The organism is Streptomyces sp. NPDC028722 (genome assembly GCF_040637655.1).
Taxonomy (GTDB): Bacteria; Actinomycetota; Actinomycetes; order Streptomycetales; family Streptomycetaceae; genus Streptomyces.
The window spans coordinates 83,800-108,078 of record NZ_JBEZWU010000026.1 but is presented as its reverse complement, the minus strand read 5'-3'; the positions used below and the strand labels follow the sequence as shown (position 1 = coordinate 108,078).

Below are 24,279 nucleotides of genomic sequence, written 5' to 3'. Positions count from 1 at the left end.
TGAGAGAGGAACCCGGATCATGGGCGCACGCGAGGACATGTACGGCTTGTTCACGAGTGTCAACGAGATCAATCTGACCGACGACCAGGACGGCCAGAGAGCCAAGGAGGGTGTGCACAAGAAGAACATCTCCACCAGCTACGACCTTCAGGCCAGGATGTCCAAGAAGGGCATCCTGTGGAACTGGGGCTACCACGACGACCAGGTGGCCAAGGAGATCAACGCCCGCATCCCCGGCTTCCTGCACTACGACACGGACGGCTTCTCCGAAGAGCTGTACTTCGCCGCGCTCAGGGAGGTGCCGATCGACCTCGACGACTACGCGGACAGGTTCGTCCTCGAAGTCGGCTGCGGGCTGGGCGAGGGACTGAACTTCCTCTCCCGTGTGATCCACGCGAGGAGCATGATCGGCCTCGACCTGTCGGAGCAGGCCGTCAACCGGGCGAACGCCGCGTTGTCCCGCAAGGGCCTGCGCTACGTCCAGGGCGACGCGGAGAACCTGCCCTTCGAGGACGGCGAGGCCGACGTCGTGGTGAACATCGAGAGCGCGCACAACTACCCGAGGCTGGAGAAGTTCCTCCAGGAGGTGGCACGGGTGCTCAAGCCGGGAGGCTACTTCACGCACGTCGACCTCTACACCACACAGCGGCACGCCTTCCTGAAGGAACTCCAGGCGAAGGACCTGGGCCTGGAGTGGGTGCTCGACCGTGACATCTCGTCCAACGTGCGGGCCGCGATCCACCGGCGTCTGTCTCCCGACGGCTCCTTCCACAAGGCGCTGCGCGAGCAGCGGGCCGGCGCCATCCAGCGTCACATGGCCAAGCGTGTCGGCCCGGAGGCCGTCGGCGGTTCCTTCGCCGGCTACACCGACAGCGGCTCCACCAAGCTGCTGAAGAGGATGGGCGTGCTGCCCTCGCAGTTCATGCCGCCGGTGGACAGCTACCGGCTCTACGTCGCGAAGAAGATCTGATCGTCGGGCGAGGGGCGGCCCGTGCCCGCGGCCACGGGCGGTCCCTCGGCGACGGCGTTCCGGTGCGCCCCGCCGGCCGGGCCGTTCAGCGCCGTGGCGCCGCCGCACCGGCCGCCGGGGTGACGTGTGCCGCGCTGCGGTACGTGCAGATACCCAGGGCCAGCAGCCAGTAGCTGAGGGCGGCCCCCATCAGGGCGGTCGTGCCCCAGCCGTTCGCCGCGTAGAAGAACGCGGGGTCGTTGCCGAAGAACAGCGACGGCACGAAGGCCAGGTTGAGGACGGCCAGGACGTACGCCGAGCGGCCGGTCCAGCGCGGCAGCAGGCGGGTGCGGGTGACGGCGTGGCCGACGGCGGTCAGGAAGAGCGCCAGCATGAGCCGGGAGACGGACCCGTAGAGGATGTAGGTGCCACTGACGTCGATGGTCGGGTCGATCGGATGGTCGACGGCGATGACCGCGCCCGCTTCGAGGCCCATCGAGACCAGGGTGACCGTGGCGTACACGAGGCCCGTGGCGAAGGCGATCGAACCGACCCATTCATGGACCGGCCCGACCCGCTTGACCAGCTCCCGGAAGGCCGTCACGAACACGATCAGACAACCGAACGCGATGATCCCGACGAGCAGCCGGGCCAGGACGTTGGTGTCCGGCGGCGGGCCCGAGTAGAGGAAGTACAGCGGTACCTGGACGATGAGGGCGACGGCGGCGACGACGGCGGCTAGGCCGGTCAGACGCCGGGCGAGTGCTTCGGACATGGGATCCCCCGGGTTCTCGGTACGGCCGATTCGGCGCCGGCGGGCACGAGCTGCTGCCCGTGCCCGCCGACCCCTGAAGCCTGCCGTTGCCGGGGCACGCGGTCCCTGGGCCTGAGCACCGGATCGGGGGTGGCCCCACCACCACCCCTACGGGTGTACCCCGGCCACTCGCTGACACGACGGAGCCCGGGCGGTGCGCACCCGTGCGCCGGGGTTTCGCCGTGCCGAGTGGGGGATCGCGGTCAGGGTGCCACGGCTCGGCCGGTCTGGGGGGAGATCCGGCCGGCGCACAGGCCCTTGCCCGCCAGCGTCTGTGCGATGCGCGGGATCGCGGCGAGCGTGTTGGCGGGCCACTCGTGCATGAGGATGATCTGGCCGTTGGCCAGCCTGGACGTGGCCTGCACGATCGCGTCGGTGCTCGCGCCGTTCCAGTCCTGCGAGTCGACGTCCCAGATGATCTGGGTCAGGCCGTACTTGGCCTCGACCGCCTGGAGCGTGGCGTTGGTCTCGCCGTAGGGCGGGCGGAACAGTTGCGGCGTACCTCCGCCGGCCGTGGCGATCGCCTGCTGGGTGCGGGACACCTCGGAGTCGATCTGCGCCTGGCTCTGCTGGGTGAGGTGGGGGTGGGTGTAGCTGTGGTTGCCGATCCACATGCCGGCGGCTGCCTCGGCCCGGACCTGGGCCGGGTAGGCCGCGGCGTACTGGCCCTCGTTGAACATGGTGGCCCGCAGGCCGTTCTGCCGCAGGGCGTTGAGCAGGGCGGGAGTGTGGGCGTCGGACGGCCCGTCGTCGAAGGTGAGTCCGACGTATCCGGTGCAGCCGGCGGCGTGTGCCGGGGCGGTGCCGACGGCTGCGGTGACGGTGCCGGCCACGGCCGTCGCGGCGACGGCCAGGGCGGTCAGCAGGGGGCGGTGTGCGGCGCGCATGCGGATGGGTCCTCCTCGTGGGGGGCGGCGTGACCGCGGTGGGGGTGCGGAGAGCGGGCGGGCGGGGACGGTCAGCCGCTCATCGTGATGTTGGAGTTGCCGCTGCTCTGGTATCCCTCGGTGGCGAGGATCATGTAGTAGCTGAAGCTGCCCAGCCGCATGCCGTAGCGGGCCCAGGCGTCGAAGTGGTTGCCGGTGGTGATGGTTCCGCCCGTCCTCTTCGACTGCCGCACGCTCCAGTACTGGTTGAAGGTCCTGGTGCCTTCCACGGAGGGGGCGTTGTACCGCGTCGTCTGGTAGACGTCGTAGGTGCCGCCGTCGCTGGTGACCGTGCCCTTGTAGGTCCCGGTGGGCCGGTAGGTGCCCCAGTTGTCGACGATGTAGTACTCCACGAGCGGGTTCGAGGTCCATCCGTACAGCGACAGGTAGCCGTTGCCGGACGGGTTGAAGCTGCCCGAGTACTGCACGTTCCTGCGCCCGCCGTTGCTCCAGCCCTTGCCGGCGACGAAGTTCCCGCAGTTCGTCCACGAGGTGCTGTAGTTGCCGCCGGACCCGAGGGTCATGGAGACCGATCCGCCGCCATCGGTCCAGAACGAGTAGTAGAAGCCGTTGTTGGTGCCGGTCTGGTTGGTGGTGATGGTCGTGGCGGCGTGGGCGGTGCCGGGCAGCAGCAGCCCGGACGCGGACGTCGCCAGCGCCAGGGCGCCGGCGCGGTTGATGAAGCCCCTGCGGCTCATCGGGCGGTCGAGGGCCTTGTCGTTGTCCATGTGGTTGCTTCCTCCTGGTGAGTACGGGTGAGTACTGCGTGAGCGCGAGTGCTGGGAGGGCGCTCAGTGGCCCTGTTTGGCACGTGCATGTCATATCCCGCGACGAAGCCGTACGGCGCCGGGGGAGCTGGGGGAGGGGGGTCGATTGCTGGAGAGTATGCGCCGGGCCCGAAACGGCGGTCAATGCGTCCGTTTCCGAAACTTCCTCGAAACTTCGAGGAAGATGACCGGAGTCTGGCACCGAAAGATTCGGATGCCTGTGATGCGGGAGGTCGAGGGCCCGTGAAGGGCTTCAGGACCTCTTGGCCGAGCTGGCGGGCCGATCTTCCGGGCGACGCGCAGCCTCCGACGATCTCGGTCGTGGCGGTTGACGGAGAGGGTGGGGTTGCCTACCGTGTCGCAACGCTCGGCATGTATACCGAATCTTTCGAACCGCCCTATGCGGAGCCGGAGCCGGAGCCAGGACGGCGATCGCCGAGGCGCGGAGGGACTACGCCGAGCCGGGAGGCTCGCGCAGGATGTCCCGCGTGATGTCGGCCAGTGACCTGCCCGTGCGGAAGGCCTCGGCGCGCATCAGGGCCAGCGCGTTCTCCGGGGTCAGTTCCCGGGTGGCCACCAGGGCGCCGACGGCGCGCGCGGTGTCGAACCAGTGTGCGCGGATGACGTCGACCGGTTCCCAGGACGGGGCCCGGTCCCCGGTGATGATCACGTCCCGGGTGGGCAGGAGCGCCGCCGCCACCGCGTCGGCCACGACGGACGCCCGCTCCAGCGCCTCCTCGTCGAGGGCGTGGGGGCGCAGCGCGAGCAGGTCGACGGAGCCGAGGACGTAGTCGCCGAAGAAGACGGGCAGTGCGTAGACCGACTCCACCTGCGGCAGTTTCTCCCGCATGGCGGCACCGAACAGCGGCCAGGGCGTCACCGCGCCGCGCAGCTCGTCCACCGCCACCGGCTCACCCAGGTGCGCGGCGGTGATGCACGGCCCCTCCAGCACGGTGAACTGGATCTCCTCCAGCAGCAGCGCGGCGTCGTTCGAGGCGGCGAGCAGCTGGCGCGAGGGTGTGTCGGTGAGCAGCGACAGGGTGGCGCCGTCCATCCCGAGTCCCTCGGACACCGCCGCGCACACCCGCCGGGGCACCTCCGTCAGGGGCGCGCCGTCCGCGGCCTCCGCGACCATCCGCACCGCCTTCGTCACGTCGTACGTCATCCGGCCCTCCGCGGCCCGCAGGGACGAGTGGTGAGGGCGCGCGCCGCGCACGGGGCGGGCCGGGGACACCGCCGGCGCGACGAGGGCGCCGGCTGACGAGGACAGACCATGCCCATGGAGTACCCGGCCCGGCCGTAGGCACGCCGCTGCGGTAGCGGGCCGGTATGCGGGTAGCCGGTAGGCCGACAGACAGAGACGGCCGAGTCGGCACAGACAAGGATGATCGTGGACGGACGTTCGCTTCGCGCGGTGGGCTGGGCACGCTCGCTGCCGCTCAACAGCCAGGTCAAGACGGCACGTGACTGGGCACGCTCCCATCTGGACGAGCTGGGCTGGTCGGACTCCGCCCCCGACACGGCGGACGACGTGCTGCTGGTCGTGTCCGAGCTGGTCACCAACGCCCAGATCCACGCGCACAGCACCGCGCAGCTGGTGATGTCGTGGGACAGCGACTGCCTGCACATCGCGGTGCACGACACGTCGCCGGAGCTGCCGTCGCCGCGGCAGCCCGACACCCTCCAGCCCGGCGGGCGGGGCATCCTCCTCATGAACGCCCTGGCCGAGAGCTGGGAGGCCCGGCCCTGCCCGCACGGCAAGACGGTCATCGCCTGTTTCCGGCCGTCTTCGCCGGTGGACGACGGACACCGCGCAGGGCGGTGACCCCGGCGAGCAGCGCGCCGACGGCGAGCACGACCAGCCCCCGCAGCCACACCCGGCCCTCGATCTGCGTGGCGAGCAGGACGCAGGAGGCCGCGCCCAGCACGGGCAGCACCGTCGGGGCCCGGAAGTGCCGCTCCGCGCCCGGTTCGCGGCGCAGTACGAGCACGGCGATGTTGACCATGAGGAAGACCACGAGCAGCAGCAGGACCAGGGTGGACGCCAGCGTGGCGACGCTCCCGGTCAGCGCGAGGACCATCGCCGGGACGGTGGTGGCCGCGATCGCGGCCCACGGTGTGCGGCGGCCCGGCAGGACCGCGGTCAGGGGTGCGGGGAGCAGCCCGTCGCGGGCCATGCCGAAGGCGAGCCGGGACGCCATGATGCCGGTCAGGAGGGCACCGTTGGCGACGGCGACGAGCGCGATCGCGCTGAAGAGGCGGACGGGGACGCCTCCCGCCTCCTTGACGACCTCCAGCAGCGGGCCGCTGGAGGCGACGAGCCGGCCGGTCGGTACCGCCGCGGAGGCGGCGACGCCCACCAGGACGTAGACCGCCCCGGCGGTGGCCAGGGCGCCGAACAGGGCCCGCGGGTACGAGCGGCGCGGGTTCCGGGTCTCCTCGGCGACGTTCACGGAGGTCTCGAACCCCACGAACGAGTAGTAGGCCAGCACCGAGCCGCTGAGGAGGGCGGTCGCGGCGCCCTCGTCCGCGGTGCCGAGCCGGGTCAGCCGTCCGGGGTCGCCGTCGCCGCGCAGCAGCAGCCAGGCGCCGAGGACCACGATGAGCACCAGTCCGCCCACCTCGATGACGGTGGCGACGGCGTTCGCCCGGGTGGACTCCTTGATGCCGCGCGCGTTGAGCAGGGCGAGCAGGGCGAGGAAGACCACGGCGACGAGGCCCACGGGCAGGGACACGAAGGCCGACAGGTAGTCACCGGCGAAACCGCGGGCCAGGGCGGCGACGGAGACGATGCCGGCGGCGAGCATGCAGAAGCCGGCCAGGAAGCCGGCGAACGGGCCGAACGCCCGCGTGGCGTAATGGGAGGCGCCGCCCGCCCGGGGATACTTCGTGGCCAGCTCGGCGTACGAGGCCGCGGTCAGCATCGCCAGGACGAGGGCGACGAGCAGCGGTGCCCACACCGCTCCGCCCACGTCGGCGGCGATCTGGCCGACCAGCACGTACACACCGGCGCCCAGGACGTCCCCGAGGATGAAGAAGTACAGCAGGGGCGTGGTGAGGGCCTGCTTGAGGACCGGACCGCCAGGGGCGGTCTCCGGTGCCTGTTCTCTCGCTATCGACATGTCGGTCCGTGTCCCCGCCGGCACGCGAACCACGCCTGTCTCCTGCGGACGGCGCGAACCGGGTCCGCGCGGGACGCGGGTTCGCGGGCGGCGGGGGCCGCGCCCCTCCCGAGCCGCGTGTGTCTGCGACCGGCGCGGGCCGTGCCTCTCCCGCAGGCGCGAGTTCAGTCCGGCGCGGGCGGCGCCGCGGTGCTCTGGCGCACCACCAGATGCGTGGCCAGTTCGATGCGCAGGGCGGCCTTGCGGGGATCCACGGGCCGCAGGAGCATCCGGGCCGCCTCCTCGGCCATGCGCCGCAGCGGCTGCTGCACGGTGGTGAGCGGCGGACTCGACCACCGGGCCGGCGGTACGTCGTCGTACCCCACCACCGACAGTTCCCGCGGCACGCTCAGGCCCAGCACCCGGGCCGCCTCCAGGACGCCCAGCGCCTGGAGGTCGCTCCCGGCGAAGATCGCCGTGGGCCGGTCCGGGCGGCGCAGCAGCTCCAGGGCGTGCTCGTAACCGCCCTGGACGTGGAAGTCGCCGTAGCGCACCAGCCGCGGGTCCGGTTCCAGGCCCGCCATCGCCAGTGCGGAGCGGTACCCGTCCAGCCGGGCCAGCGAGCACATCAGGTCCTCGGGGCCGGTGATGATGGCGACGCGTTCGTGTCCCTGGTCGGTGAGGTGGCGGGTGGCGGCCAGCCCGCCCGCCCAGTTGGCCGAACCGACGGACGGTACGTCCGGATCGGGATCGCCCGCCGGGTCCACGATGACGAACGGGATGGCCCGGGACCGCAGCCGCCTCTTCACGGCCTCCGGCACGGTGGAGAAGACCAGCAGCACCCCCAGGGGCCGGCGGCGCAGGACTCCCTCGATCCACTCGGGTCCGGGCGCCTGCCGTGTCCCGCTCTCGGTGAGCGCGACGGTGGCGCCGCTGCGCTGGGCGACGTTCTCCACGCCCCGGATCAGCTCCATCGCCCAGACGCTCTCCAGTTCGTGGAAGACGATCTCGATGAGCGGGGCCGGGGGCGGTCCCGGGGTGCGCCGGCGGTAGCCGTGGGCCTCCAGCAGGCGCTCGACCTTGTCCCGCGTGGCCGGGGACACATCCGAACGACCGTTGAGGACTTTCGAAACTGTCGGAAGGGAGACGCCGGCCTCTGCGGCCACGGCTGCCAGGGTCACTCTGCGGCCGACCTCGTCTTCTGCGCCCATGGCCGCAGCATAGGGCATGGCGTCCGATAACGGTTTGGCCGCGTGCGTGCACGACCGTTGACCATTTCTTCGGTCTGCTCCTACTGTCCAGCCGCAGGACTTTCGGCTTTACTGTCGAAACTTTCGGAAGGCGGATGACCATGCGTACACGGATGCCCCGGGTGCTCGCCTGCGGCGCGACGCTCGCCCTGGCGGCGAGCCTCGCCGCCTGCGGGAACAGCGGGGGAGGTTCCTCGGACGACGGCAGGATCCACGTGCTGGTCTACGGGGACGCCAGCAACAAGGTCGAGAAGCGGATCGTCGACACTTTCAACCGGACGTCCGACGTCAAGGCCGTCCTGGACACCATCCCCGGCGCCGACTACCAGCAGAAGCTCCAGACGATCATCAACACGCCGCAGGCGCCGGACGTCTTCTTCAACTGGGGCGGCGGCAGCATCCAGCCCTTCGTGAAGGCCGGGCTGCTGATGCCGCTGGACGACTTCGTGAAGAAGGACCCGAACCTGGACGACAAGTTCCTGCCCGCCGTCTACAACAGCGCCGTCATCGACGGCAAGCCCTACGGCATCCCGATGCGCGGCACCCAGCCGGTCCTGCTGTTCCACAACAAGGACGTCCTCGGCAAGGCGGGCGTGGACCGGCCCACGACCTGGCACCAGCTGGTCGACGCCGTCAAGAAGCTCAAGTCCCAGGGCACCACCCCCATCGCGCTCGGCGGCGGCGACCAGTGGCCGACGCTGATGTGGTTCGAGTACGTCTACGACCGCGTCGCCGGCCCGAAGCTGTTCCAGAAGGCCCTGGACGGGGACAAGGACGCCTGGGCGAGCGCGGACAGCCGCAAGGCGCTCGGCATGCTCCGGGAGCTGGTCGACGCCGGCGCCTTCGGCAAGAACTACGACTCCGTGAAGTACACCAACGGCGCCTCGCCCGCGCTGGTGGCCCAGGGCAAGGCCGGCTTCGAGCTGATGGGCTCCTGGTACTACGCGCAACAGCAGCAGGACGCCAAGGACTTCGCCGCCAAGGGCCTGGGCTACAGCTCGTTCCCGGCCGTCCCCGGCGGCAAGGGCGACCCGTCCGACGTCGTCGGCAACACCAACAACTTCTACTCGGTGCTGAAGAAGACCAAGCACCCCGAGGCGGTCGCCCGGTTCCTGAAGCTGATGTACTCCGACCAGTTCGTCAAGGCCCAGCTGGCCATCGGCAACCTGCCGACCACCACGAACACGCCGCACTTCCTCGGTACGTCGGCCAGCCCCGCCTACTCCCGCTTCCAGTACGGCCTCGTCGCCAAGGCGAAGTCCTTCCAGCTGTCCTGGGACCAGGCCTTCCCGCCGTCGGCCATGACGCCCATCCACCAGGCCGTCCAGCAGTTCTTCGACGGGCAGCTCGACACCGACGGCTTCATCAAGGCCATGCAGGCCCTCCCGGCCGAGTGAACCGCTCATGACGACACAGACCACGAGCGCCCCGCCCGCCGCCACGGCCCCGGGCAAGGCCCGGCGGGGGAGGGCCCGGCGGCCGGCGGAAGCCTTCTGCACCGCCCAGGGCACGCGCCCCGGCTTCCTCTGGGCCCTGCCCGCCACCCTGTTCTTCGCCCTCTTCGCCATCGTGCCGCTGATCATGGTGGCGGTGCTGTCCTTCATGAGCTGGAACGGCCTGGGGTCACCGCGGTTCGTCGGGACGGACAACTGGCAGCGCATCCTCGACGACCCCGTGATGATCAAAAGCGTCTGGCTCACCCTGCTGCTCACCGCCCTGGGCGTGGCCCTCCAGACCCCGCTGAGCATCGTGCTCGGCGTCTGGGCCGCCGGACACCGGCGCAACCGCGCCGTCCTCTCGGCGATCTACTTCGTCCCGCTGCTGCTGTCCTCCACCGCCGTGTCGGTGCTCTGGCGGGCGCTGCTCGACCCGAACTTCGGCATCCCCGCGCGGCTGACCTGGCTGTTCGGCGACGGCAACCTGTTCGGTGAGCAGACCTCGGCCATCGGCGTGCTGGCCTTCGTCAGCACCTGGCAGTTCACCCCGTTCCACACGCTGATCTACCAGGGCGCCGCCCGTGCCGTCCCGCAGGTGCTGTACCAGGCGGCGGCGATCGACGGCGCGGGGCGCTACCGCCGGTTCTTCCACATCACCCTGCCGCAGCTGCGCACCTCGGTGATCACCTCGATGATCCTGATGATCGTCGGCGGGCTCACCACCTTCGAGACCGTGCTGATCCTCACCCAGGGCGGACCGGGCACCGACACCACGATCAGCGCCTACTACATGTACCAGAAGGCCTTCAAGGGCTTCGACTTCGGCGCCGGCTCGGCCATCGCCCTCTGCCTGGTCGTCGCCGCCACGGTCGTCTCGCTGATCGTCGTCCGCGTCTCCGGCTACGACAGGATGCGCAGCTCCATGGAGGGGGTGTCATGAGGCAGCGCCCCAACTACCCGGCCGGCGCCGGCTCGCTCGTCTGGCTCGTCCTGGTGGGCCTGCCGCTGTACGTGATGCTCGCCGCGACCCTGCGCACCCGCGAGGACTACGCGAAGAACGGACCCCTGTCCTTCCCCCGCGACCTCACCCTGGACAACTACACCGGGGCCTTCGACTCGGGCTTCGGCCGGTACTTCCTCAACACCGTCGTCGTCACCGTCTGCGTCGTCGGCGTGGTGCTGCTGCTCGTACCTCCCCTGGCCTACGCGATCGTCCGCAGCCGGGGCCGGGTCACCTCGCAGATCTTCCGGTTGTTCCTGCTGGGCCTCGCCATCCCCGCCCAGGCCGTCATCGTCCCGATGTTCTACCTGATCAGCGAGGCGGGCCTGTACGACAACCTGCTCGGCATCATCCTGCCCACCGCCGCGTTCTGCCTGCCGATGTCGGCCCTCATCCTCAGCGGCGCCATGCGCGACATCAGCCCCGAGCTGTTCGAGGCCATGACGATGGACGGGGCGAGCCCGCGGCGGATGTTCTTCCAGCTCGTCGTACCGCTCTCGCGCGGCGGCCTCTCCACGATCGTGGTGTTCTCCGCGCTCCAGGCCTGGAACGGCTTCCTGTTCCCGCTCGTCCTGACCCAGTCCGACTCCACCAAGGTGATCACGCTGGGCCTGTACAACTTCCAGACCGAACACGGCATCGACATCCCCGGTCTGCTGGGCGCCGTGACGCTCTCCATGGTGCCCGTCCTGCTCGTCTACCTGTTCGCCCGCCGGGCCCTCGTCCAGGGCCTGATGGGCATGGGAGGAAAGTGACCGCCAACGTGGCCGTAGAGACCACCCCCGAAGTCCCCCTCTGGAACGACCCGGCCCAGGACACCGGCACCCGGGTGTCCGCGCTGATCGGCGCGATGACCGTCGAGGAGAAGATCGCCCAGCTGTACGGCGTGTGGGTCGGCGCGTCCGACGAGGGCGCCGAAGTCGCCCCGCACCAGCACGACATGGAGGACGCGGTCGACCTCGGCGCCCTCCTGCCGGCCGGCCTGGGACAGCTCACCCGCCCCTTCGGCACGGCACCCGTCGACCCCGCGCTCGGCGCGCTCTCCCTGCTGCGCACCCAGAAGCGGATCATGGCCGCGAACCGCTTCGGCATCCCCGCCCTGGCGCACGAGGAATGCCTGGCCGGGTTCGCCACCTGGGGCGCCACCGCCTACCCCGTCCCGCTGTCCTGGGGCGCCACCTTCGACCCCGGCCTGATCCGCCGGATGGCCGCCGCCATCGGCCGCGACATGCGGTCCGTCGGCGTCCACCAGGGTCTCGCGCCCGTCCTGGACGTGGTCCGCGACGCCCGCTGGGGCCGCGTGGAGGAGACCATCGGCGAGGACCCGTACCTCGTCGGCAGCATCGGCACCGCCTACGTCCAGGGGCTGCGGTCCGCCGGGGTCGTCGCCACCCTGAAGCACTTCGCCGGGTACTCCGCCTCCCGTGCCGGCCGCAACCTCGCGCCCGTCGGCATGGGCCCGCGCGAGCGGGCGGACATCGTCCTGCCCCCCTTCGAGATGGCCGTGCGCGAGGGCGGCGCCGACTCCGTGATGCACGCCTACACCGACACCGACGGAGTGCCCTCCGCGGCCGACGAGGACCTCCTGACCGGGCTGCTGCGCGACACCTGGGGCTTCGACGGCACGGTCGTCGCCGACTACTTCGGCATCGCCTTCCTCAAGACCCTGCACGGCGTCGCCGGCGACTGGGCGGAGGCCGCGGGGGCGGCCCTGCGGGCGGGCGTCGACGTGGAACTGCCCACCGTCAAGACGTTCGGCGCGCCCCTCGCCGAAGCCGTCGCCGCGGGCCGGGTCCCGGAGTCGCTGATCGACCGCGCCCTGCACCGGGTGCTCACCCAGAAGGCCCGGCTGGGCCTGCTCGACGCCGGCTGGGACCCGGTCCCGGCCGCCCTGCGGGGCGGCGATCTGGACGACCCGGACGCCCTGCGCGGCAGCGTCGGCCTGGACACCGCCGAGAACCGGGAACTGGCCCGCACCGTCGCTGAGGAGGCCGTCGTCCTGCTGGCCAACGACGGCACCCTGCCCCTGGACCGGCCCCGCCGTATCGCCCTGATCGGCCCCAACGCCGCCGAACCCACTGCCGTACTGGGCTGCTACTCCTTCCCCCAGCACGTCGGCGTGCACCATCCGGGAACACCGGCCGGCATCGGCCTGCCCACCCTGGAGGACGCCCTCCGGCGCGAGTTCCCCGACACCGAGATCACCCTGGCCCGCGGCACGGGCGTCGACGACGGCGACGTCTCCGGCATCGCCGAGGCCGTCGGTACCGCGCGCGGGGCCGACGTCGTCGTCGTGGCGCTCGGTGACCGCGCGGGCCTGTTCGGCCGGGGCACCAGCGGTGAGGGCTGCGACGCCGAGTCACTGGCCCTGCCCGGCGCTCAGCAGCACCTGCTCGACGCCCTGCTGGACAGCGGCACGCCGGTGGTGGCGGTCCTGCTCGCCGGCCGGCCCTACGCGCTCGGCCGCGCCGCGGACGAGGCCGCCGCGCTCGTGCAGTCCTTCTTCCCCGGCGCCGAGGGCACCACCGCCCTCGCCGGTGTCCTCAGCGGCCGGACCGGCCCCTCGGGGCGGCTGCCGGTCAGCGTGCCCCGCGGTACGGGCGGCCAGACCGCCACCTACCTCGGCGCCCGGCTCGCCCAGGCCGGCGACGTCTCCAGCATCGACCCCACCCCCGCCTTCGCGTTCGGGCACGGCCTGGCCTACACGACCTTCGGCTGGGAGGGCCTGACGGTCGAGCGGGCGGAGGCGGACACCGGCGGCGAGTTCGCCCTCGCCCTCACGGTGCGCAACACGGGGGAGCGGCACGGCACCGAGACCGTCCAGCTCTACCTGCACGACCCGGTCGCCTCCGTCGTCCAGCCGGTGCAGCGGCTCATCGGGTACACCCGGGTCCCGCTCGCCCCGGGCGAGGCCCGCCGCCTGCGCGTGACCGTACCGGCGGACCTGGCCTCCTTCACCGGCCGTGACGGGCGCCGGGTGGTCGAACCGGGCGAGCTGCACCTGCGTCTGGCGGCGTCCAGCAGCGACGTCCGGCTGACGGCGACGGTCGCCCTGACCGGCGTGGCACGCCACGTGGACCACCGCCGCCGGTTCCACGCGCACTTCGTGCAGGAGACGGCAGGACGGCCGGAACCGGAGCCGCACCCCGCCGTCTGACCGCCGGCGCGCCGTGGCCCGTCCCCCCGACGGGGAAGCGGGCCGCGGCGCGGTCCGTCAGCCGCGCTCGACGGTGACGGTCACCCGGCTGCCCGGTACGGCCCGCACCCACGCCCGGCCGGCCGTGCCGTGCCCGACGGCCGCGCCGCCGCCGGCCGTGATCCGCCAGGTGCCCGGCGGCAGGGACAGCGCGGTCAGCCGGGAACCGCGGCGTGCCGCGCGGTAGGAGAGCCGGTACACGCCCCGCCCGGCGTCGTACACGGCGGAGCGGACCGTGCCCGCGACGGCCTCCGCGTACGGCTCGGCGGTCAGCTCCTTGTGGGCGCGGAAGGCGCCGGTGCCGTCGACCGCGCAGTACCCGCCGCCGTAGCACCACTCATAACCCGCCCAGCCGGAGGTGTAACGGCCCAGGGAGGCCATCGCGTCCCGGTAGAACCGGCCCATGTTCGGCAGGGTGCTGTCGGGCGGCCCCCACTCGCCGACCACGACCGGGACCCCGTACCGCTCCGGGTAGACGGTGACGGCCCGCTCGTACGCCTCGATCCAGCCGGCGCCGGGGTCGTAGTCGGAGCCCGCCTCCATGGCGGTGTCGTAGAAGTGCGGCGCGTACACGACCCGGGGGTCCTCGACACGGCCGAGGCCGGTCGGTACGCCCTCGCCCACGACCGGGGTGGGCTCGACGAACAGCCAGGAGCGCCGGTCGGCCGAACGGACCGCGTCGGCCAGCCGGTTGTACATCGGCGTGAGCTGCTCGCGCTCGATGCGGCCCGCCGCCGTCACCGGATCCTCCCCCGGACGCGCTTCGCCCATCGGCTCGTTCAGGAGGTCGTAGCCGAGTACGGCCGGATGGCGGGCGAAGCGGACGGCGAGGGTCCGCCACATCCCGGCCTGGGCCCGGCGCAGGTCGGCGTCCTCGTAGAGATGGGTGAAGGCGCGCTGCACGGCGGGCTCGAAGTACTCGGCGAACCAGTCGTCCGGATGCGGCGTGAAGGGCAGTCCGTCGGTCCTGGTCGCCCACTCGGGGATGCCGCGGTGGCCGAAGGCGGGCCCGAAGACGTCCTGGTGGGCGTCGAGCACGACCTTCACGCCGTGGCGTTCGGCCCAGTCCAGGATCCGTCCGATCCTGCGCAGGTAGCCGCGGCTGTACTGTCCCGGTCTCGGCTCCAGGTCGTCCCAGAAGACCAGCAGCCGGGCGAAGCCGAAGCCCTGGGCGCGCAGGTCGCGCAGGTGCCGTTCGGTGATGCCGGTCAGCGCCTGGCCGCCGCGGTGCGCCTTGTCCTCGAGGTTCCAGCCGCGCAGGGTGAGGACCCGCCCCTGCCGGTCGGTGAGCGGGGGTATGCCCCGCCCGGGGTCCCCGACGGTGGCGGTGGCGGCGGCGTGAGCGGTGGTGGGGGCGGTGGCGGGGGCAAGCAGCGCGGCGACGGCCGCGCCCGCCGTCAGAATCGCTCGCAGCACAGGAGACCTCCGGGCCGGCGGTGTTCGTCGTGCCGCGCATCCCACCAGCAGTCGCGGCGCTTCTCAAGGGGCCCGGTGCCATCCGGCGTCTTCTGCTGTGTACTGGGTGCCGGGCCCGGCACGCCCCGACGGGGCCGTTATTTGTCCTTACATTCTGACCTGCTCGTGCAAGTATGTCTTAACAAAGTATTGACAGTGGGCCCGGCAGAGGCTTGTATCCCGTCCCAACGCAACAGCGTCCGTTCCCCCGTCGCACGCACAGTGAGGTGCAGGCAAGATGGACCGCTCTTCTCGCTCCCGCTCCCGCAGAGCGGCCCCCCTCGTGGCCGTGGCCGCGGCGGCGGCGCTCACCCTCGCCGGCTGCTCCAGCGGCTCCGGCGGCAAGAAGGCCGAGGAGGGAGCGGCGAACGCCTCCGCGGGCCGGGCCGACACGCCCCGGATGACCGTCGCGCTGGTCACCCACCAGGCGCCCGGAGACACCTTCTGGGACACCGTCCGCAAGGGCGCGCAGGCCGCGGCGGCCAAGGACAACGTCAAGCTCGTCTACTCCGCCGACCCGAACGCCGGCAACCAGGCCGGCCTGGTGCAGAACGCCGTGGACCAGAAGGTCGACGGCATCGCGGTCACCCTGGCCAAGCCGGACGCCATGAAGGCCGTGCTCGGCAAGGCCGAACAGGCCGGCATCCCGGTGGTGGGCCTGAACTCCGGTCTGAGCGACTGGAAGAAGCTCGGCCTGGTCGAGTTCTTCGGGCAGGACGAGGGCGTGGCGGGCGAGGCGTTCGGCGACAAGCTCGACACCACCCCCGCCAAGAAGATCGTCTGCGTGATCCAGGAACAGGGCAACGTCGGCCTCACCCAGCGCTGCGACGGCGTGAAGAAGACGTTCAAGGGCACCACCGAGACCCTGTACGTGAACGGCACCGACATGCCGTCCGTGAAGTCGACCATCACGGCGAAGCTGAAGCAGGACGACTCCATCGACACCGTCGTCACCCTCGGCGCCCCCATCGCCCTCACCGCGACCCAGTCCGTGGTCGACGCGGGCAGCAAGGCGAAGGTGGCCACGTTCGACCTCAACAACCAGCTGGTCAAGGCCGTCCGGAACGGCAGCATCGAGTTCGCCGTCGACCAGCAGCCCTACCTCCAGGGCTACCTGGCGGTCGACTCCCTGTGGCTCTACAAGAACAACGGCAACTACAGCGGCGGCGGAGTGCAGCCGGTGCTCACCGGCCCGGCCTTCGTCGACAAGGGCAACGTCGACAAGGTCGCCGAGTTCGCCGCGAAGGGCACCCGGTGATGAGTATGGCCCAGCAGGCTGAGCCGGCGGTGGGCACGCCGCCGGCGTCCGGACCCCGGCGGACCGACGGCCGCACCACCCGGCGCCCGCTTCCGCTCCGGCTGCTCGCCCGGCCCGAAGTGGGCGTCTTCCTCGGCGCCGCGGCCGTCCTGGTCTTCTTCCTGATCGCCGCGCCGCCGGTGCGCGACGGCAGCTCGATGGCGAACATCCTCTACCAGTCGTCGACCATCGGGATCATGGCGCTCCCGGTGGCCCTGCTGATGATCGGCGGCGAGTTCGACCTTTCCTCGGGCGTCGCGGTGATCTCCTCGGCGCTCACCGCGAGCATGCTCAGCTACCAGCTCACCCTGAACGTGTGGACCGGCGTGATCGTCGCCCTGGCCGTGTCCCTCGCGATCGGCGCCCTCAACGGCTGGATGGTCGTCAGGACCGGACTGCCCAGCTTCCTGATCACCCTCGGCACCTTCCTGATCCTCCAGGGCGCCAACCTGGCCGTGACCAAGCTGGTCACCGGGAACGTCGCCACCGACGACGTCAGCGACATGGACGGTTTCGGCCAGGCCAGAAAGGTCTTCGCGTCCTCCTTCGACGTCGGCGGGGTGCAGGTGAAGACCACCGTGGTCTGGTGGCTGGTCTTCGCGGCCCTCGCCACCTGGGTGCTGCTGCGCACCAGGTACGGCAACTGGATCTTCGCGGTCGGCGGCGACAAGGAGAGCGCCCGCGCCGTCGGCGTCCCCGTCACCTTCACCAAGATCAGCCTGTTCATGCTGGTCGGCTTCGGCGCCTGGTTCGTCGGCATGCACAACCTGTTCTCGTTCAACACCGTGCAGTCCGGCGAGGGCGTCGGCCAGGAGCTGATCTACATCGCCGCGGCCGTCATCGGCGGCTGTCTGCTCACCGGCGGCTACGGCTCCGCGATCGGCCCGGTCTTCGGTGCCTTCATGTTCGGCATGGTGCAGCAGGGCATCGTCTACGCCGGCTGGAACCCGGACTGGTTCAAGGCGTTCCTCGGCGTGATGCTGCTCGGCGCCGTCCTGATCAATCTGTGGGTCCAGCGCACGGCGACCCGGAGGTGACCCATGACTGACAACGGAACCGCACCCCACGGCACCGCCCGCCAGGACGGCGCACCCGCACCGGACGGCCCCCTGGTCGAACTGCGCGGCGCCGGCAAGTCCTACGGCAACATCCGCGCCCTGCACGGCGTCGACCTCCGGGTCCACGCCGGCCGGGTCACCTGCGTGCTCGGCGACAACGGCGCCGGCAAGTCCACCCTCATCAAGATCATTTCTGGGCTGCACCGGCACACCGAGGGCGAGTTCCTCGTCGACGGGCAGCCGGTGCGCTTCAGCACCCCGCGCGAGGCCCTGGACAAAGGCATCGCCACCGTCTACCAGGACCTGGCCACCGTTCCCCTCATGCCCGTGTGGCGGAACTTCTTCCTCGGCTCCGAGCTGACCCGGGGTCCCTGGCCCGTCCGCCGTCTCGACATCAGCCGGATGAAACGGACCGCCGACGAGGAACTGCGCCGGATGGGCATCGCCCTGGACGACCTGGAACAGCCCATCGGCACCCTCTCCGGCGGCCAGCGGCAGAGCGTGGCGATCGCCCGCGCCGTCCACTTCGGCGCCCGCGTCCTCATCCTGGACGAGCCGACGGCCGCCCTCGGCGTCAAGCAGTCCGGGGTGGTCCTGAAGTACATCGCCGCCGCCCGCGACCGCGGCCTCGGCGTCATCTTCATCACCCACAACCCCCACCACGCCTACATGGTCGGCGACCACTTCAGCGTCCTGCGCCTCGGCACCCTCGAACTGTCCGCCGAACGCGACGAGGTCACCCTGGAACAGCTGACCAACCACATGTCCGGCGGCGCCGAACTCGCCGCGCTCAAGCACGAACTGGCCCAGGTGCGCGGCGTCGACGTGGCGGAGCTGCCCGAGGACGGCGGTCCCGGCGCACCCGTGACGACCTCCCCGGAAGGAACCCCCTGACATGGACCGTCCCACCCCGCTGGACCGCATCCGGGTCGGCTCCGCCCCCGACTCCTGGGGCGTCTGGTTCCCCGACGACCCCCGGCAGGTGCCCTGGGAACGCTTCCTCGACGAGGTCGGCGAGGCCGGCTACGAGTGGATCGAACTCGGCCCCTACGGCTACCTCCCCACCGATCCGGCACGGCTGACGGAGGAAGTGGCCAGGCGGAACCTGAAGGTCTCCGCGGGCACGGTCTTCACCGGCCTGCACCGCGGCCCGGCCGTCTGGGAGGAGACCTGGGCCCACGTCAGCCAGGTCGCCGCGCTCACCGGGGCGATGGGCGCCCGGCACCTGGTGGTGATCCCCTCCTTCTGGCGGGACGACAGGACCGCCGAGATCCTGGAACCCCCCGAGCTGACCGCCGAGCAGTGGGCGCACCTGACCAAGGGCATGGAACGGCTCGGCCACGAGGTCAGGGAGGCGTACGGCCTGGAACTCGTCGTCCACCCGCACGCCGACACCCACATCGACACCGAGGCCCACGTCGAACGCTTCCTGGACTCCACCGACGGCGAACTGGTCAACCTCTGCCTGGACACCGGGCACTACGCCTACTGCGGCGGCGACAGCGTCAGGCTCATCGAGACCTACGGCGAGCGCATCGGCTACCTGCACCTCAAACAGGTCGACCCGGACGTCCTCGCCCAGGTGGTCGCCGACGGGGTGCCGTTCGGGCCGGCCGTGCGGCGCGGCGTGATGTGCGAACCGCCGTCCGGCGTGCCCGAGCTGGGCCCGGTGCTGGAGGCCGCGCAGAAGCTGGGCGTGGACCTGTTCGCGATCGTCGAGCAGGACATGTACCCGTGCGAGCCGGACGCGCCGCTGCCGATCGCGGTGCGCACCCGGCGTTTCCTGCGGTCCTGCGGGGCCTGAGGAAGGTGACGGACACCGAAGGAACCGGCCTAGGCCGGTTCCTTCGGTGTCCCAGGGGATTCGGCGCGGGCGCGGCCGGGAACCAACCGGGGCACGCGGGCGTTGTGCAGGAGACGGGGGACGCCCGCGCCGACGGGAGGACGAGATGACACACCGTACGGAACCTCGCACGACGCCCCAGGACGCCGCCGACGCCGCCGACCCGGCCGCCCTGCGCCGCGACCGCTTCGGCGCGTTGCCGGAGCGGATACGCCTGGAGGAGACGGTCGAGACGAAGCAGGCGACGACGCCGGACCCGGCGCGGGACACCTACAACCCGGACGAGTGGCTGATCCGGTACTGCGGCTGAGAAGCGGGCACGGCGCCGGGCACGCGCCCGGCGCCGCCTTCGGCTCCCGCCTGCCGGCTTCGGCTCACGCCCCGCGCACCTCCGCCGGCGTCACCGGGCGGTGCTCGCGCAGGGACAGCGTGCACGCCTCGGCGATCCAGGCCGCCTCCAGGGCGTCCTCGATGGTGCAGGGCGAGGGGCGGACACCGGCCACCACCTCGGTGAACGCACTGAGTTCGGCGCGGTAGGCGTCGGCGAAGCGGTCCATGAAGAAGTCGTGGGGGGTGCCGGAGGGGAAGGCCACCCCCGGCTCGGCCGAACGCAGCGGCAGCTTGTCGTCCAGGCCGACGGCCAGGGAGTCCGCGAAGCCGTGCAGTTCCATGCGGACGTCGTAACCACGGCCGTTGTGCCGGGAGTTGGACACGACCGCGATCGTGCCGTCGTCCAGGGTGAGCACCGCGCCGGTGGTGTCGGCGTCGCCCGCGGCCCTGATGTATTCGGCGCCCCGGTTGCCGCCCACCGCGTACACCTCGGTGACCTCGCGGCCGGTCACCCAGCGGATGATGTCGAAGTCGTGCACGGAGCAGTCCCGGAAGATCCCGCCGGACGCGGCGACATACGCGGCGGGGGGCGGCGCCGGGTCCAGGGTCGTGGACCGGACGGTGTGCAGGATGCCCAGCTCACCGGCGCGTACGGCGGCCCGCGCGGCGGCGAAGCCCGCGTCGAAACGCCGGTTGTAGCCGATCTGCACCGGCACGCCGCTGTCCCGCACGGCCTCCCGTACCGCCACACCCTCCGCGATCGTGCGGGCCACCGGCTTCTCGCAGAAGACCGGCACCCCGGCCTCGACGCCGGCCCGGATCAGCGCCGGATGGGCGTCGGTGGCCGCCGCGACGACGAGGCCGTCCACACCGGCCGCCAGCAGGGCCTCCGGCGAGTCCGCGATCCGCGCCCCGAACCGCCCGGCGGCGGCCTCGGCCGCACCCGGGAACGGGTCGGCCACGACCAGCGACTCGACGGCGTCCAGTCCGGAGAGGGTCTCGGCATGGAAGGCGCCGATGCGGCCGAGGCCGAGAATTCCGATACGCATGTGCACTCTTTCGGTCACAGGAGCGGAGCGGTCCTGTCATTCTTGTCAGCACAAACCCCTCGAACAACCAGCAGGCAGCCGTCAAAAACCCCTCAAGGAGCCGGGCCATGGGCCATCCGTTCCCCCTGCGCGAGATCGCGCGGCAGGCGGGCCTGAGCGAGGCCACCGTGGACCGGGTGCTGAACGGCAGGGGAGGGGTGCGCGAGAGCACCGCGCAGGAGGTGCGCCGGGCCATCGCGGACCTCGACCGCCAGCGCACCCAGGTACGGCTGGTCGGCCGCACGTTCATGGTCGACATCGTGGCGCAGGCGCCCGAGCGGTTCACCGCCGCCGTACGCGCCGCCCTGGAGGCCGAACTGCCGGCGCTGCACCCGGCCGTGGTCCGCTCCCGTTTCCACTTCAGCGAGACCGGGCCGGCCGGGGAGCAGGCCGGGACCCTGGACCGGATCGCCCGGCGCGGCTCCCAGGGCGTGATCCTCAAGGCGCCGGACGTCCCCGAGATCACGGCGGCCGTCGGCCGGCTCACCGCCGCCGGCATCCCGGTCGTCACCCTGGTCACCGACCTGCCCGCCAGCGGCCGTCTGGCCTACGTCGGCATCGACAACCGGGCCGCCGGCGCGACCGCCGCCTATCTGACCGGCCAGTGGCTCGGCGACCGGCCCGCCAACGTCCTCACCAGCCTCAGCAGCGGCTTCTTCCGCAACGAGGAGGAGCGCGAGATGGGCTTCCGCGGCGTCATGCGGGCCCGGCACCCGGAGCGGACGCTGGTGGAGATCACCGAGGGCCAGGGGCTCGACGCCACGCAGTACGACCTCGTGCGCGCCGCCCTGGAACGCGACCCGGAGATCCGGGCGGTGTACTCGATCGGCGGCGGCAACGACGCCACCCTGCGGGCCTTCGCCGATCTCGGCCGGGACTGCGCCGTGTTCGTCGCGCACGACCTCGACCACGACAACACCCGCCTGCTGCGCGAGCACCGCCTGTCCGCCGTGCTCCACCACGACCTGCGACACGACATGCGCGAGGCCTGCCACGAGGTGATGCGTTTCCACGGCGCGCTGCCGCCCGCGGCCCCGCTGCTGCCGTCCGCGATCCAGGTCGTCACGCCGTACAACATGCCCGCGCGGACGGCCGGGTGACGGGGGCCGGCCGGTACCGAGTCGGGAAGCCCGAGGGCGGGCGGTTCTCCGGCGCGCTCAGCCGCCGTCGACGTCCACCCACGAGCCGAGCCGGGCCGACCGCGTCATCGCGTCCAGCACGGTCGCGCTGTGCACGGCGTCCCCGACGGTGGCCCCGTACGGCGTGCCCTCGGCGATGGAGCGGACGAAGCGGTGCGCCTCGATCACCTTCAGGTCGTCGTAGCCCATCGCGTTGCCCGCGCCGGGCTGGAACGCGGCGAACTCGCCGTGGCCCGGGCCCACGTACACGGTGCTGACCGGCTGGTCCTGGTACGTCGTCCCCCGGCTCACGCCCAGTTCGTTCATCCGCCGGAAGTCCCAGAACACCGCCCCCCGGGTGCCGTGCACCTCGAAGCCGTAGGTGTTCTGCTCGCCGACCGAGACCCGGCAGGCCTCCAGCACCCCGCGGGCGCCCGAGACGAAGCGCAGCAGACAGCTGACGTAGTCCTCGTTCTCGACGGGGCCCGGTGCGCCGCCGGAGGCCACGGCGTGACCGGCCGTCGCCCCGGCCGGCCGGGCCCGCTCCGGCACGAAGACCGCCGTGTCGGCGGTCAGCGAGGCGATGTCGCCGAGCAGGAACCGGGCCAGGTCGGTGCCGTGCGAGGCCAGGTCGCCGAGCACCCCGTTGCCGCCGCGTGCGCGCTCGTACCGCCAGGTCAGGGCGGAGTCCGGGTGGGCGGCGTAGTCGCTGAACAGCCGGATGCGGGCGTGGGTGACCGCGCCGATCCCGCCGGAGACGATCAGCTCGCGGGCAGCCTCGACGGCGGGCGCGTTGCGGTAGTTGAAGCCGACCGTGCCCTGGACGCCGGCCCGGGCGACGGCGTCGGCGACCGCGCGGGCGTCCCCGGCGGTCAGGCCCACCGGTTTCTCGATCCACAGGTGCTTGCCGGCCTCGGCCATCGCCACGCCGATCTCGCGGTGCAGGAAGTTCGGTGCGGTGACGCTGACGGCCCGCACCCGCGGATCGGCCGCCACCTCGCGCCAGTCGCGGGTCGCCGACGCGAACCCGAACCGCTCGGCGGCCTCCTCGGCCCGGCCCGGCACCTCCTCGGCGACCGTCACCAGCCGGGGGCGCAGCGGGAGCCGCGGATAGTGGTGGGGGAGCCGGGCGTACGCCTGGGTGTGCACCCGGCCCATCCAGCCGAACCCGATGACGGCGACACCCAGCGCATCCACCATGACAGCCTCTCCCTGACCCGCGGGACCGGTCCACCTCTGTCCGGGCCACCTTTGTCCGGACATAGGTAGCGTGTCAACCCTCCGACAGGTGCCGGTGACCGGCGCGCTCAGAGACTGATCGCGTAGGCCTTGCGGAGGGTCTCGTGCACGGTCCACGTCGTCCGGTCACCCGCGCGCAGCACCGCCATGTCGCCGGGCCCCACCGTCAGCACCGGTCCGTCCTCGACCTCGATCGTCGCCGAGCCGCTGATCACCACGAACAGCTCGTCCGCCTCCGTGTCGGTGACCACGCCCGGCGTGATCTGCCAGATGCCGCGGATCTGCCGGCCGTCCGGTGACTCCCAGACCACCTTTCCGGTCACCTCCGGCTGCCCGGAGACGATCTGCTCCGGGTCGAGCGGCTCGGGTGCGAGGTCGGCGTCGGGGATGTGGAGCGCGAAGCTGTGCGTCATGCGGCCGACCCTAGCCCGCGCGCGGGTCGTGCCGCCGTCGACAGTGTGTGGGGCATCGGGCCTGATGAGGGGACACTTCGTCGCCCGGTGCGGTGGCGGGCGGGAGGGACGCGGGTGAACGTGGAGTGCATGTCCGACGACTCCCCGGCGGCCGGCACGCCGCCGCCCCGGCACCACGACGCCCGCGAGGCCATCCTGTTCGGCGGGGTGTACGGCGCCGTCCTCGCCAGCTCGATGGTCGCCGCGCTCACCCAGTACGGGCACACGTCCGCCGGGGTCCGCGGCTACGACGCCGCATGGGTGGTGGTGACCGCGCTCGCCTCCGCCCTCGCCCACGGCTACGCCCACTACGTCGCCGAGCGGGGCCCGCACCGCCGCCGGGACGTACTGCTCGCCGTGCGCGACGAATGGCCGCTCGTCGCGGCGGTGCTGCCCACGGCCTTCCTGCTGGCAGGCGCCTACTGGCGGTGGTGGCCGGCGAACGGTGTCGAGTACGCGGCGTTCGTCCTCAACGTCGTGCTCCTCTTCGTGCTCGGCCTCATCACCGCCCGCCGGTCGGCGCGGAGCTGGCCGGCCGCCGTCCTCACCGGACTGGTGGACGCGCTGCTCGGAATGATCGTGGTGGTGGCGAACGCGCTCATCAAATGACCGGCGCACCGGAGACGCCCGGCGGCCGGCGCGAGCGCGTCACGCGCGACCGCGCCGGTGCGGTAGGGTTGACCTGCGTGATCACGCGGAAGGCTCCGCGTGGGACCGCGACGGGACGTGGCGCAGCTTGGTAGCGCACTTGACTGGGGGTCAAGGGGTCGCAGGTTCAAATCCTGTCGTCCCGACTCGTGAGAGTCGCAGATCAGGGCCGGTTACGGAGACATCCGAAACCGGCCCTTGTCATTCCCCGGGACGGCCGGGGACCGGAGTCCGGTCGCCGGCCTTGCCCGTCCGGGTGGGGGTCCGGCGCGTCGTCCGGCAGTCGGTGACAGCGCTGGACAGCATGGGCCG

Annotated in this window: 22 protein-coding genes, 1 tRNA gene and 1 pseudogene; 14 read left to right on the top strand and 10 right to left on the bottom strand. The window is 71.8% G+C overall.

The annotated features are described in order from the left end of the window. Positions 1–19: 19 nt before the first annotated feature. A complete protein-coding gene (locus AB0F03_RS30580; protein WP_361997689.1) occupies positions 20–970 on the top strand; it encodes a methyltransferase domain-containing protein in 951 nt (316 codons plus the stop codon). Positions 971–1,055: 85 nt separating this feature from the next. Here the strand turns inward: AB0F03_RS30580 and AB0F03_RS30575 are convergent, their stop codons facing one another. From AB0F03_RS30575 to AB0F03_RS30560, 4 genes and pseudogenes are all read right to left on the bottom strand, one after another. Continuing rightward, positions 1,056–1,724, bottom strand: coding sequence for a hypothetical protein (locus AB0F03_RS30575; RefSeq protein WP_361997687.1), 669 nt, complete (start codon positions 1,722–1,724; stop codon positions 1,056–1,058). A gap of 245 nt (positions 1,725–1,969) precedes the next feature. Continuing rightward, positions 1,970–2,656, bottom strand: a pseudogene (locus AB0F03_RS30570) (polysaccharide deacetylase family protein); the annotation flags it as partial. Between the two features lie 65 nt (positions 2,657–2,721). Further along, positions 2,722–3,417 (bottom strand): glycoside hydrolase family 11 protein, encoded by a 696-nt coding sequence (locus tag AB0F03_RS30565; RefSeq protein WP_361997685.1) that lies wholly within the window; start codon positions 3,415–3,417, stop codon positions 2,722–2,724. 490 nt (positions 3,418–3,907) lie between these two features. Next, positions 3,908–4,621 carry a GAF domain-containing protein gene (locus AB0F03_RS30560; RefSeq protein ID WP_361997683.1) on the bottom strand — a complete coding sequence of 238 codons (714 nt, stop codon included), beginning with the start codon at positions 4,619–4,621 and terminating at the stop codon, positions 3,908–3,910. Positions 4,622–4,846: 225 nt separating this feature from the next. Here AB0F03_RS30560 and AB0F03_RS30555 point away from each other — a divergent pair, with 225 nt between their 5' ends. Next, positions 4,847–5,281, top strand: a complete 435-nt coding sequence (locus tag AB0F03_RS30555; protein WP_361997682.1) for an ATP-binding protein — start codon at positions 4,847–4,849, stop codon at positions 5,279–5,281. Here AB0F03_RS30555 and AB0F03_RS30550 read toward each other — a convergent pair. Both AB0F03_RS30550 and AB0F03_RS30545 read right to left on the bottom strand, forming a co-directional pair. Next, positions 5,223–6,578, bottom strand: a complete 1,356-nt coding sequence (locus tag AB0F03_RS30550; protein WP_361997680.1) for an APC family permease — start codon at positions 6,576–6,578, stop codon at positions 5,223–5,225. The two genes, AB0F03_RS30555 and AB0F03_RS30550, sit on opposite strands and share 59 nt — an antisense overlap. Before the next feature lie 164 nt (positions 6,579–6,742). Next, the gene (locus tag AB0F03_RS30545; protein WP_361997678.1) at positions 6,743–7,768 is read right to left on the bottom strand and encodes a LacI family DNA-binding transcriptional regulator; all 1,026 of its coding nucleotides are present in this window, start codon (positions 7,766–7,768) and stop codon (positions 6,743–6,745) included. Positions 7,769–7,902: 134 nt separating this feature from the next. Here AB0F03_RS30545 and AB0F03_RS30540 point away from each other — a divergent pair, with 134 nt between their 5' ends. From AB0F03_RS30540 to AB0F03_RS30525, 4 genes are read left to right on the top strand one after another with little or no spacing between them, the layout of a single operon-like run. Further along, positions 7,903–9,204, top strand: a complete 1,302-nt coding sequence (locus tag AB0F03_RS30540) for an extracellular solute-binding protein (protein ID WP_361997676.1) — start codon at positions 7,903–7,905, stop codon at positions 9,202–9,204. A gap of 7 nt (positions 9,205–9,211) precedes the next feature. Then, positions 9,212–10,183 carry a sugar ABC transporter permease gene (locus tag AB0F03_RS30535; protein ID WP_361997674.1) on the top strand — a complete coding sequence of 324 codons (972 nt, stop codon included), beginning with the start codon at positions 9,212–9,214 and terminating at the stop codon, positions 10,181–10,183. Further along, positions 10,180–10,998 (top strand): carbohydrate ABC transporter permease, encoded by an 819-nt coding sequence (locus tag AB0F03_RS30530; RefSeq protein ID WP_361997672.1) that lies wholly within the window; start codon positions 10,180–10,182, stop codon positions 10,996–10,998. Before AB0F03_RS30535 ends, AB0F03_RS30530 begins: the two co-directional genes overlap by 4 nt. Next, positions 10,995–13,400 (top strand): glycoside hydrolase family 3 N-terminal domain-containing protein, encoded by a 2,406-nt coding sequence (locus AB0F03_RS30525; RefSeq protein ID WP_361997670.1) that lies wholly within the window; start codon positions 10,995–10,997, stop codon positions 13,398–13,400. The genes AB0F03_RS30530 and AB0F03_RS30525 overlap by 4 nt, the downstream gene beginning before the upstream one ends. A gap of 57 nt (positions 13,401–13,457) precedes the next feature. Here AB0F03_RS30525 and AB0F03_RS30520 read toward each other — a convergent pair whose 3' ends face one another. Then, positions 13,458–14,855, bottom strand: coding sequence for a cellulase family glycosylhydrolase (locus AB0F03_RS30520; RefSeq protein ID WP_361997668.1), 1,398 nt, complete (start codon positions 14,853–14,855; stop codon positions 13,458–13,460). Positions 14,856–15,132: 277 nt separating this feature from the next. Between AB0F03_RS30520 and AB0F03_RS30515 the strand changes: the two genes are divergently transcribed. The 5 genes from AB0F03_RS30515 (at position 15,133) to AB0F03_RS30495 (ending at position 19,402) form a co-directional block, all read left to right on the top strand. Continuing rightward, positions 15,133–16,152: a substrate-binding domain-containing protein gene (locus AB0F03_RS30515; protein WP_361997666.1), complete on the top strand. Its 1,020-nt coding sequence runs from the start codon at positions 15,133–15,135 to the stop codon at positions 16,150–16,152. Further along, complete coding sequence (locus AB0F03_RS30510) at positions 16,152–17,228, top strand: ABC transporter permease (RefSeq protein WP_361997664.1); 1,077 nt, start codon at positions 16,152–16,154, stop codon at positions 17,226–17,228. The genes AB0F03_RS30515 and AB0F03_RS30510 overlap by 1 nt, the downstream gene beginning before the upstream one ends. A 3-nt stretch (positions 17,229–17,231) precedes the next feature. Continuing rightward, positions 17,232–18,143 carry an ATP-binding cassette domain-containing protein gene (locus tag AB0F03_RS30505; protein ID WP_361997662.1) on the top strand — a complete coding sequence of 304 codons (912 nt, stop codon included), beginning with the start codon at positions 17,232–17,234 and terminating at the stop codon, positions 18,141–18,143. A gap of 1 nt (position 18,144) precedes the next feature. After that, the gene (locus AB0F03_RS30500) at positions 18,145–19,053 is read left to right on the top strand and encodes a sugar phosphate isomerase/epimerase (protein WP_361997660.1); all 909 of its coding nucleotides are present in this window, start codon (positions 18,145–18,147) and stop codon (positions 19,051–19,053) included. A gap of 145 nt (positions 19,054–19,198) precedes the next feature. Next, entirely contained in the window at positions 19,199–19,402 is a 204-nt protein-coding gene (locus AB0F03_RS30495) for a hypothetical protein (RefSeq protein ID WP_361997658.1), read from the top strand. 64 nt (positions 19,403–19,466) lie between these two features. On the opposite strand, the gene AB0F03_RS30490 is transcribed toward AB0F03_RS30495, so the two are convergent. After that, positions 19,467–20,471: a Gfo/Idh/MocA family oxidoreductase gene (locus AB0F03_RS30490; protein WP_361997656.1), complete on the bottom strand. Its 1,005-nt coding sequence runs from the start codon at positions 20,469–20,471 to the stop codon at positions 19,467–19,469. A 107-nt stretch (positions 20,472–20,578) separates the two neighbouring features. Between AB0F03_RS30490 and AB0F03_RS30485 the strand changes: the two genes are divergently transcribed. Continuing rightward, positions 20,579–21,610 carry a LacI family DNA-binding transcriptional regulator gene (locus AB0F03_RS30485; RefSeq protein ID WP_361997654.1) on the top strand — a complete coding sequence of 344 codons (1,032 nt, stop codon included), beginning with the start codon at positions 20,579–20,581 and terminating at the stop codon, positions 21,608–21,610. 57 nt (positions 21,611–21,667) lie between these two features. Here AB0F03_RS30485 and AB0F03_RS30480 read toward each other — a convergent pair whose 3' ends face one another. Both AB0F03_RS30480 and AB0F03_RS30475 read right to left on the bottom strand, forming a co-directional pair. Further along, on the bottom strand, positions 21,668–22,828 hold the full coding sequence (locus AB0F03_RS30480; protein WP_361997652.1) for a Gfo/Idh/MocA family oxidoreductase: 1,161 nt from the start codon (positions 22,826–22,828) through the stop codon (positions 21,668–21,670). A gap of 107 nt (positions 22,829–22,935) precedes the next feature. Next, on the bottom strand, positions 22,936–23,280 hold the full coding sequence (locus AB0F03_RS30475; protein WP_361997650.1) for a cupin domain-containing protein: 345 nt from the start codon (positions 23,278–23,280) through the stop codon (positions 22,936–22,938). Between the two features lie 129 nt (positions 23,281–23,409). Here AB0F03_RS30475 and AB0F03_RS30470 point away from each other — a divergent pair, with 129 nt between their 5' ends. Beyond that, positions 23,410–23,928, top strand: a complete 519-nt coding sequence (locus AB0F03_RS30470) for a hypothetical protein (protein ID WP_361997648.1) — start codon at positions 23,410–23,412, stop codon at positions 23,926–23,928. Positions 23,929–24,039: 111 nt separating this feature from the next. Next, positions 24,040–24,113, top strand: a tRNA-Pro gene (locus AB0F03_RS30465). The last annotated feature ends 166 nt before the right edge of the window (positions 24,114–24,279 follow it).

Excerpts from the sequence above, each read along its gene's own strand:
- AB0F03_RS30515 (WP_361997666.1), top strand. The coding sequence starts at position 15,133 with ATGGACCGCTCTTCTCGCTCCCGCTCCCGCAGAGCGGCCCCCCTCGTG.
- AB0F03_RS30535 (WP_361997674.1), top strand. The coding sequence starts at position 9,212 with ATGACGACACAGACCACGAGCGCCCCGCCCGCCGCCACGGCCCCGGGC.
- AB0F03_RS30530 (WP_361997672.1), top strand. The coding sequence starts at position 10,180 with ATGAGGCAGCGCCCCAACTACCCGGCCGGCGCCGGCTCGCTCGTCTGG.
- AB0F03_RS30485 (WP_361997654.1), top strand. The coding sequence starts at position 20,579 with ATGGGCCATCCGTTCCCCCTGCGCGAGATCGCGCGGCAGGCGGGCCTG.
- AB0F03_RS30475 (WP_361997650.1), bottom strand. The coding sequence starts at position 23,280 with ATGACGCACAGCTTCGCGCTCCACATCCCCGACGCCGACCTCGCACCC.
- AB0F03_RS30480 (WP_361997652.1), bottom strand. The coding sequence starts at position 22,828 with ATGGTGGATGCGCTGGGTGTCGCCGTCATCGGGTTCGGCTGGATGGGC.
- AB0F03_RS30560 (WP_361997683.1), bottom strand. The coding sequence starts at position 4,621 with ATGACGTACGACGTGACGAAGGCGGTGCGGATGGTCGCGGAGGCCGCG.
- AB0F03_RS30565 (WP_361997685.1), bottom strand. The coding sequence starts at position 3,417 with ATGGACAACGACAAGGCCCTCGACCGCCCGATGAGCCGCAGGGGCTTC.
- AB0F03_RS30470 (WP_361997648.1), top strand. The coding sequence starts at position 23,410 with ATGTCCGACGACTCCCCGGCGGCCGGCACGCCGCCGCCCCGGCACCAC.
- AB0F03_RS30505 (WP_361997662.1), top strand. The coding sequence starts at position 17,232 with ATGACTGACAACGGAACCGCACCCCACGGCACCGCCCGCCAGGACGGC.
- AB0F03_RS30550 (WP_361997680.1), bottom strand. The coding sequence starts at position 6,578 with ATGTCGATAGCGAGAGAACAGGCACCGGAGACCGCCCCTGGCGGTCCG.
- AB0F03_RS30540 (WP_361997676.1), top strand. The coding sequence starts at position 7,903 with ATGACCATGCGTACACGGATGCCCCGGGTGCTCGCCTGCGGCGCGACG.
- AB0F03_RS30545 (WP_361997678.1), bottom strand. The coding sequence starts at position 7,768 with ATGGGCGCAGAAGACGAGGTCGGCCGCAGAGTGACCCTGGCAGCCGTG.
- AB0F03_RS30575 (WP_361997687.1), bottom strand. The coding sequence starts at position 1,724 with ATGTCCGAAGCACTCGCCCGGCGTCTGACCGGCCTAGCCGCCGTCGTC.
- AB0F03_RS30495 (WP_361997658.1), top strand. The coding sequence starts at position 19,199 with ATGACACACCGTACGGAACCTCGCACGACGCCCCAGGACGCCGCCGAC.
- AB0F03_RS30510 (WP_361997664.1), top strand. The coding sequence starts at position 16,152 with ATGAGTATGGCCCAGCAGGCTGAGCCGGCGGTGGGCACGCCGCCGGCG.
- AB0F03_RS30490 (WP_361997656.1), bottom strand. The coding sequence starts at position 20,471 with ATGCGTATCGGAATTCTCGGCCTCGGCCGCATCGGCGCCTTCCATGCC.
- AB0F03_RS30500 (WP_361997660.1), top strand. The coding sequence starts at position 18,145 with ATGGACCGTCCCACCCCGCTGGACCGCATCCGGGTCGGCTCCGCCCCC.
- AB0F03_RS30580 (WP_361997689.1), top strand. The coding sequence starts at position 20 with ATGGGCGCACGCGAGGACATGTACGGCTTGTTCACGAGTGTCAACGAG.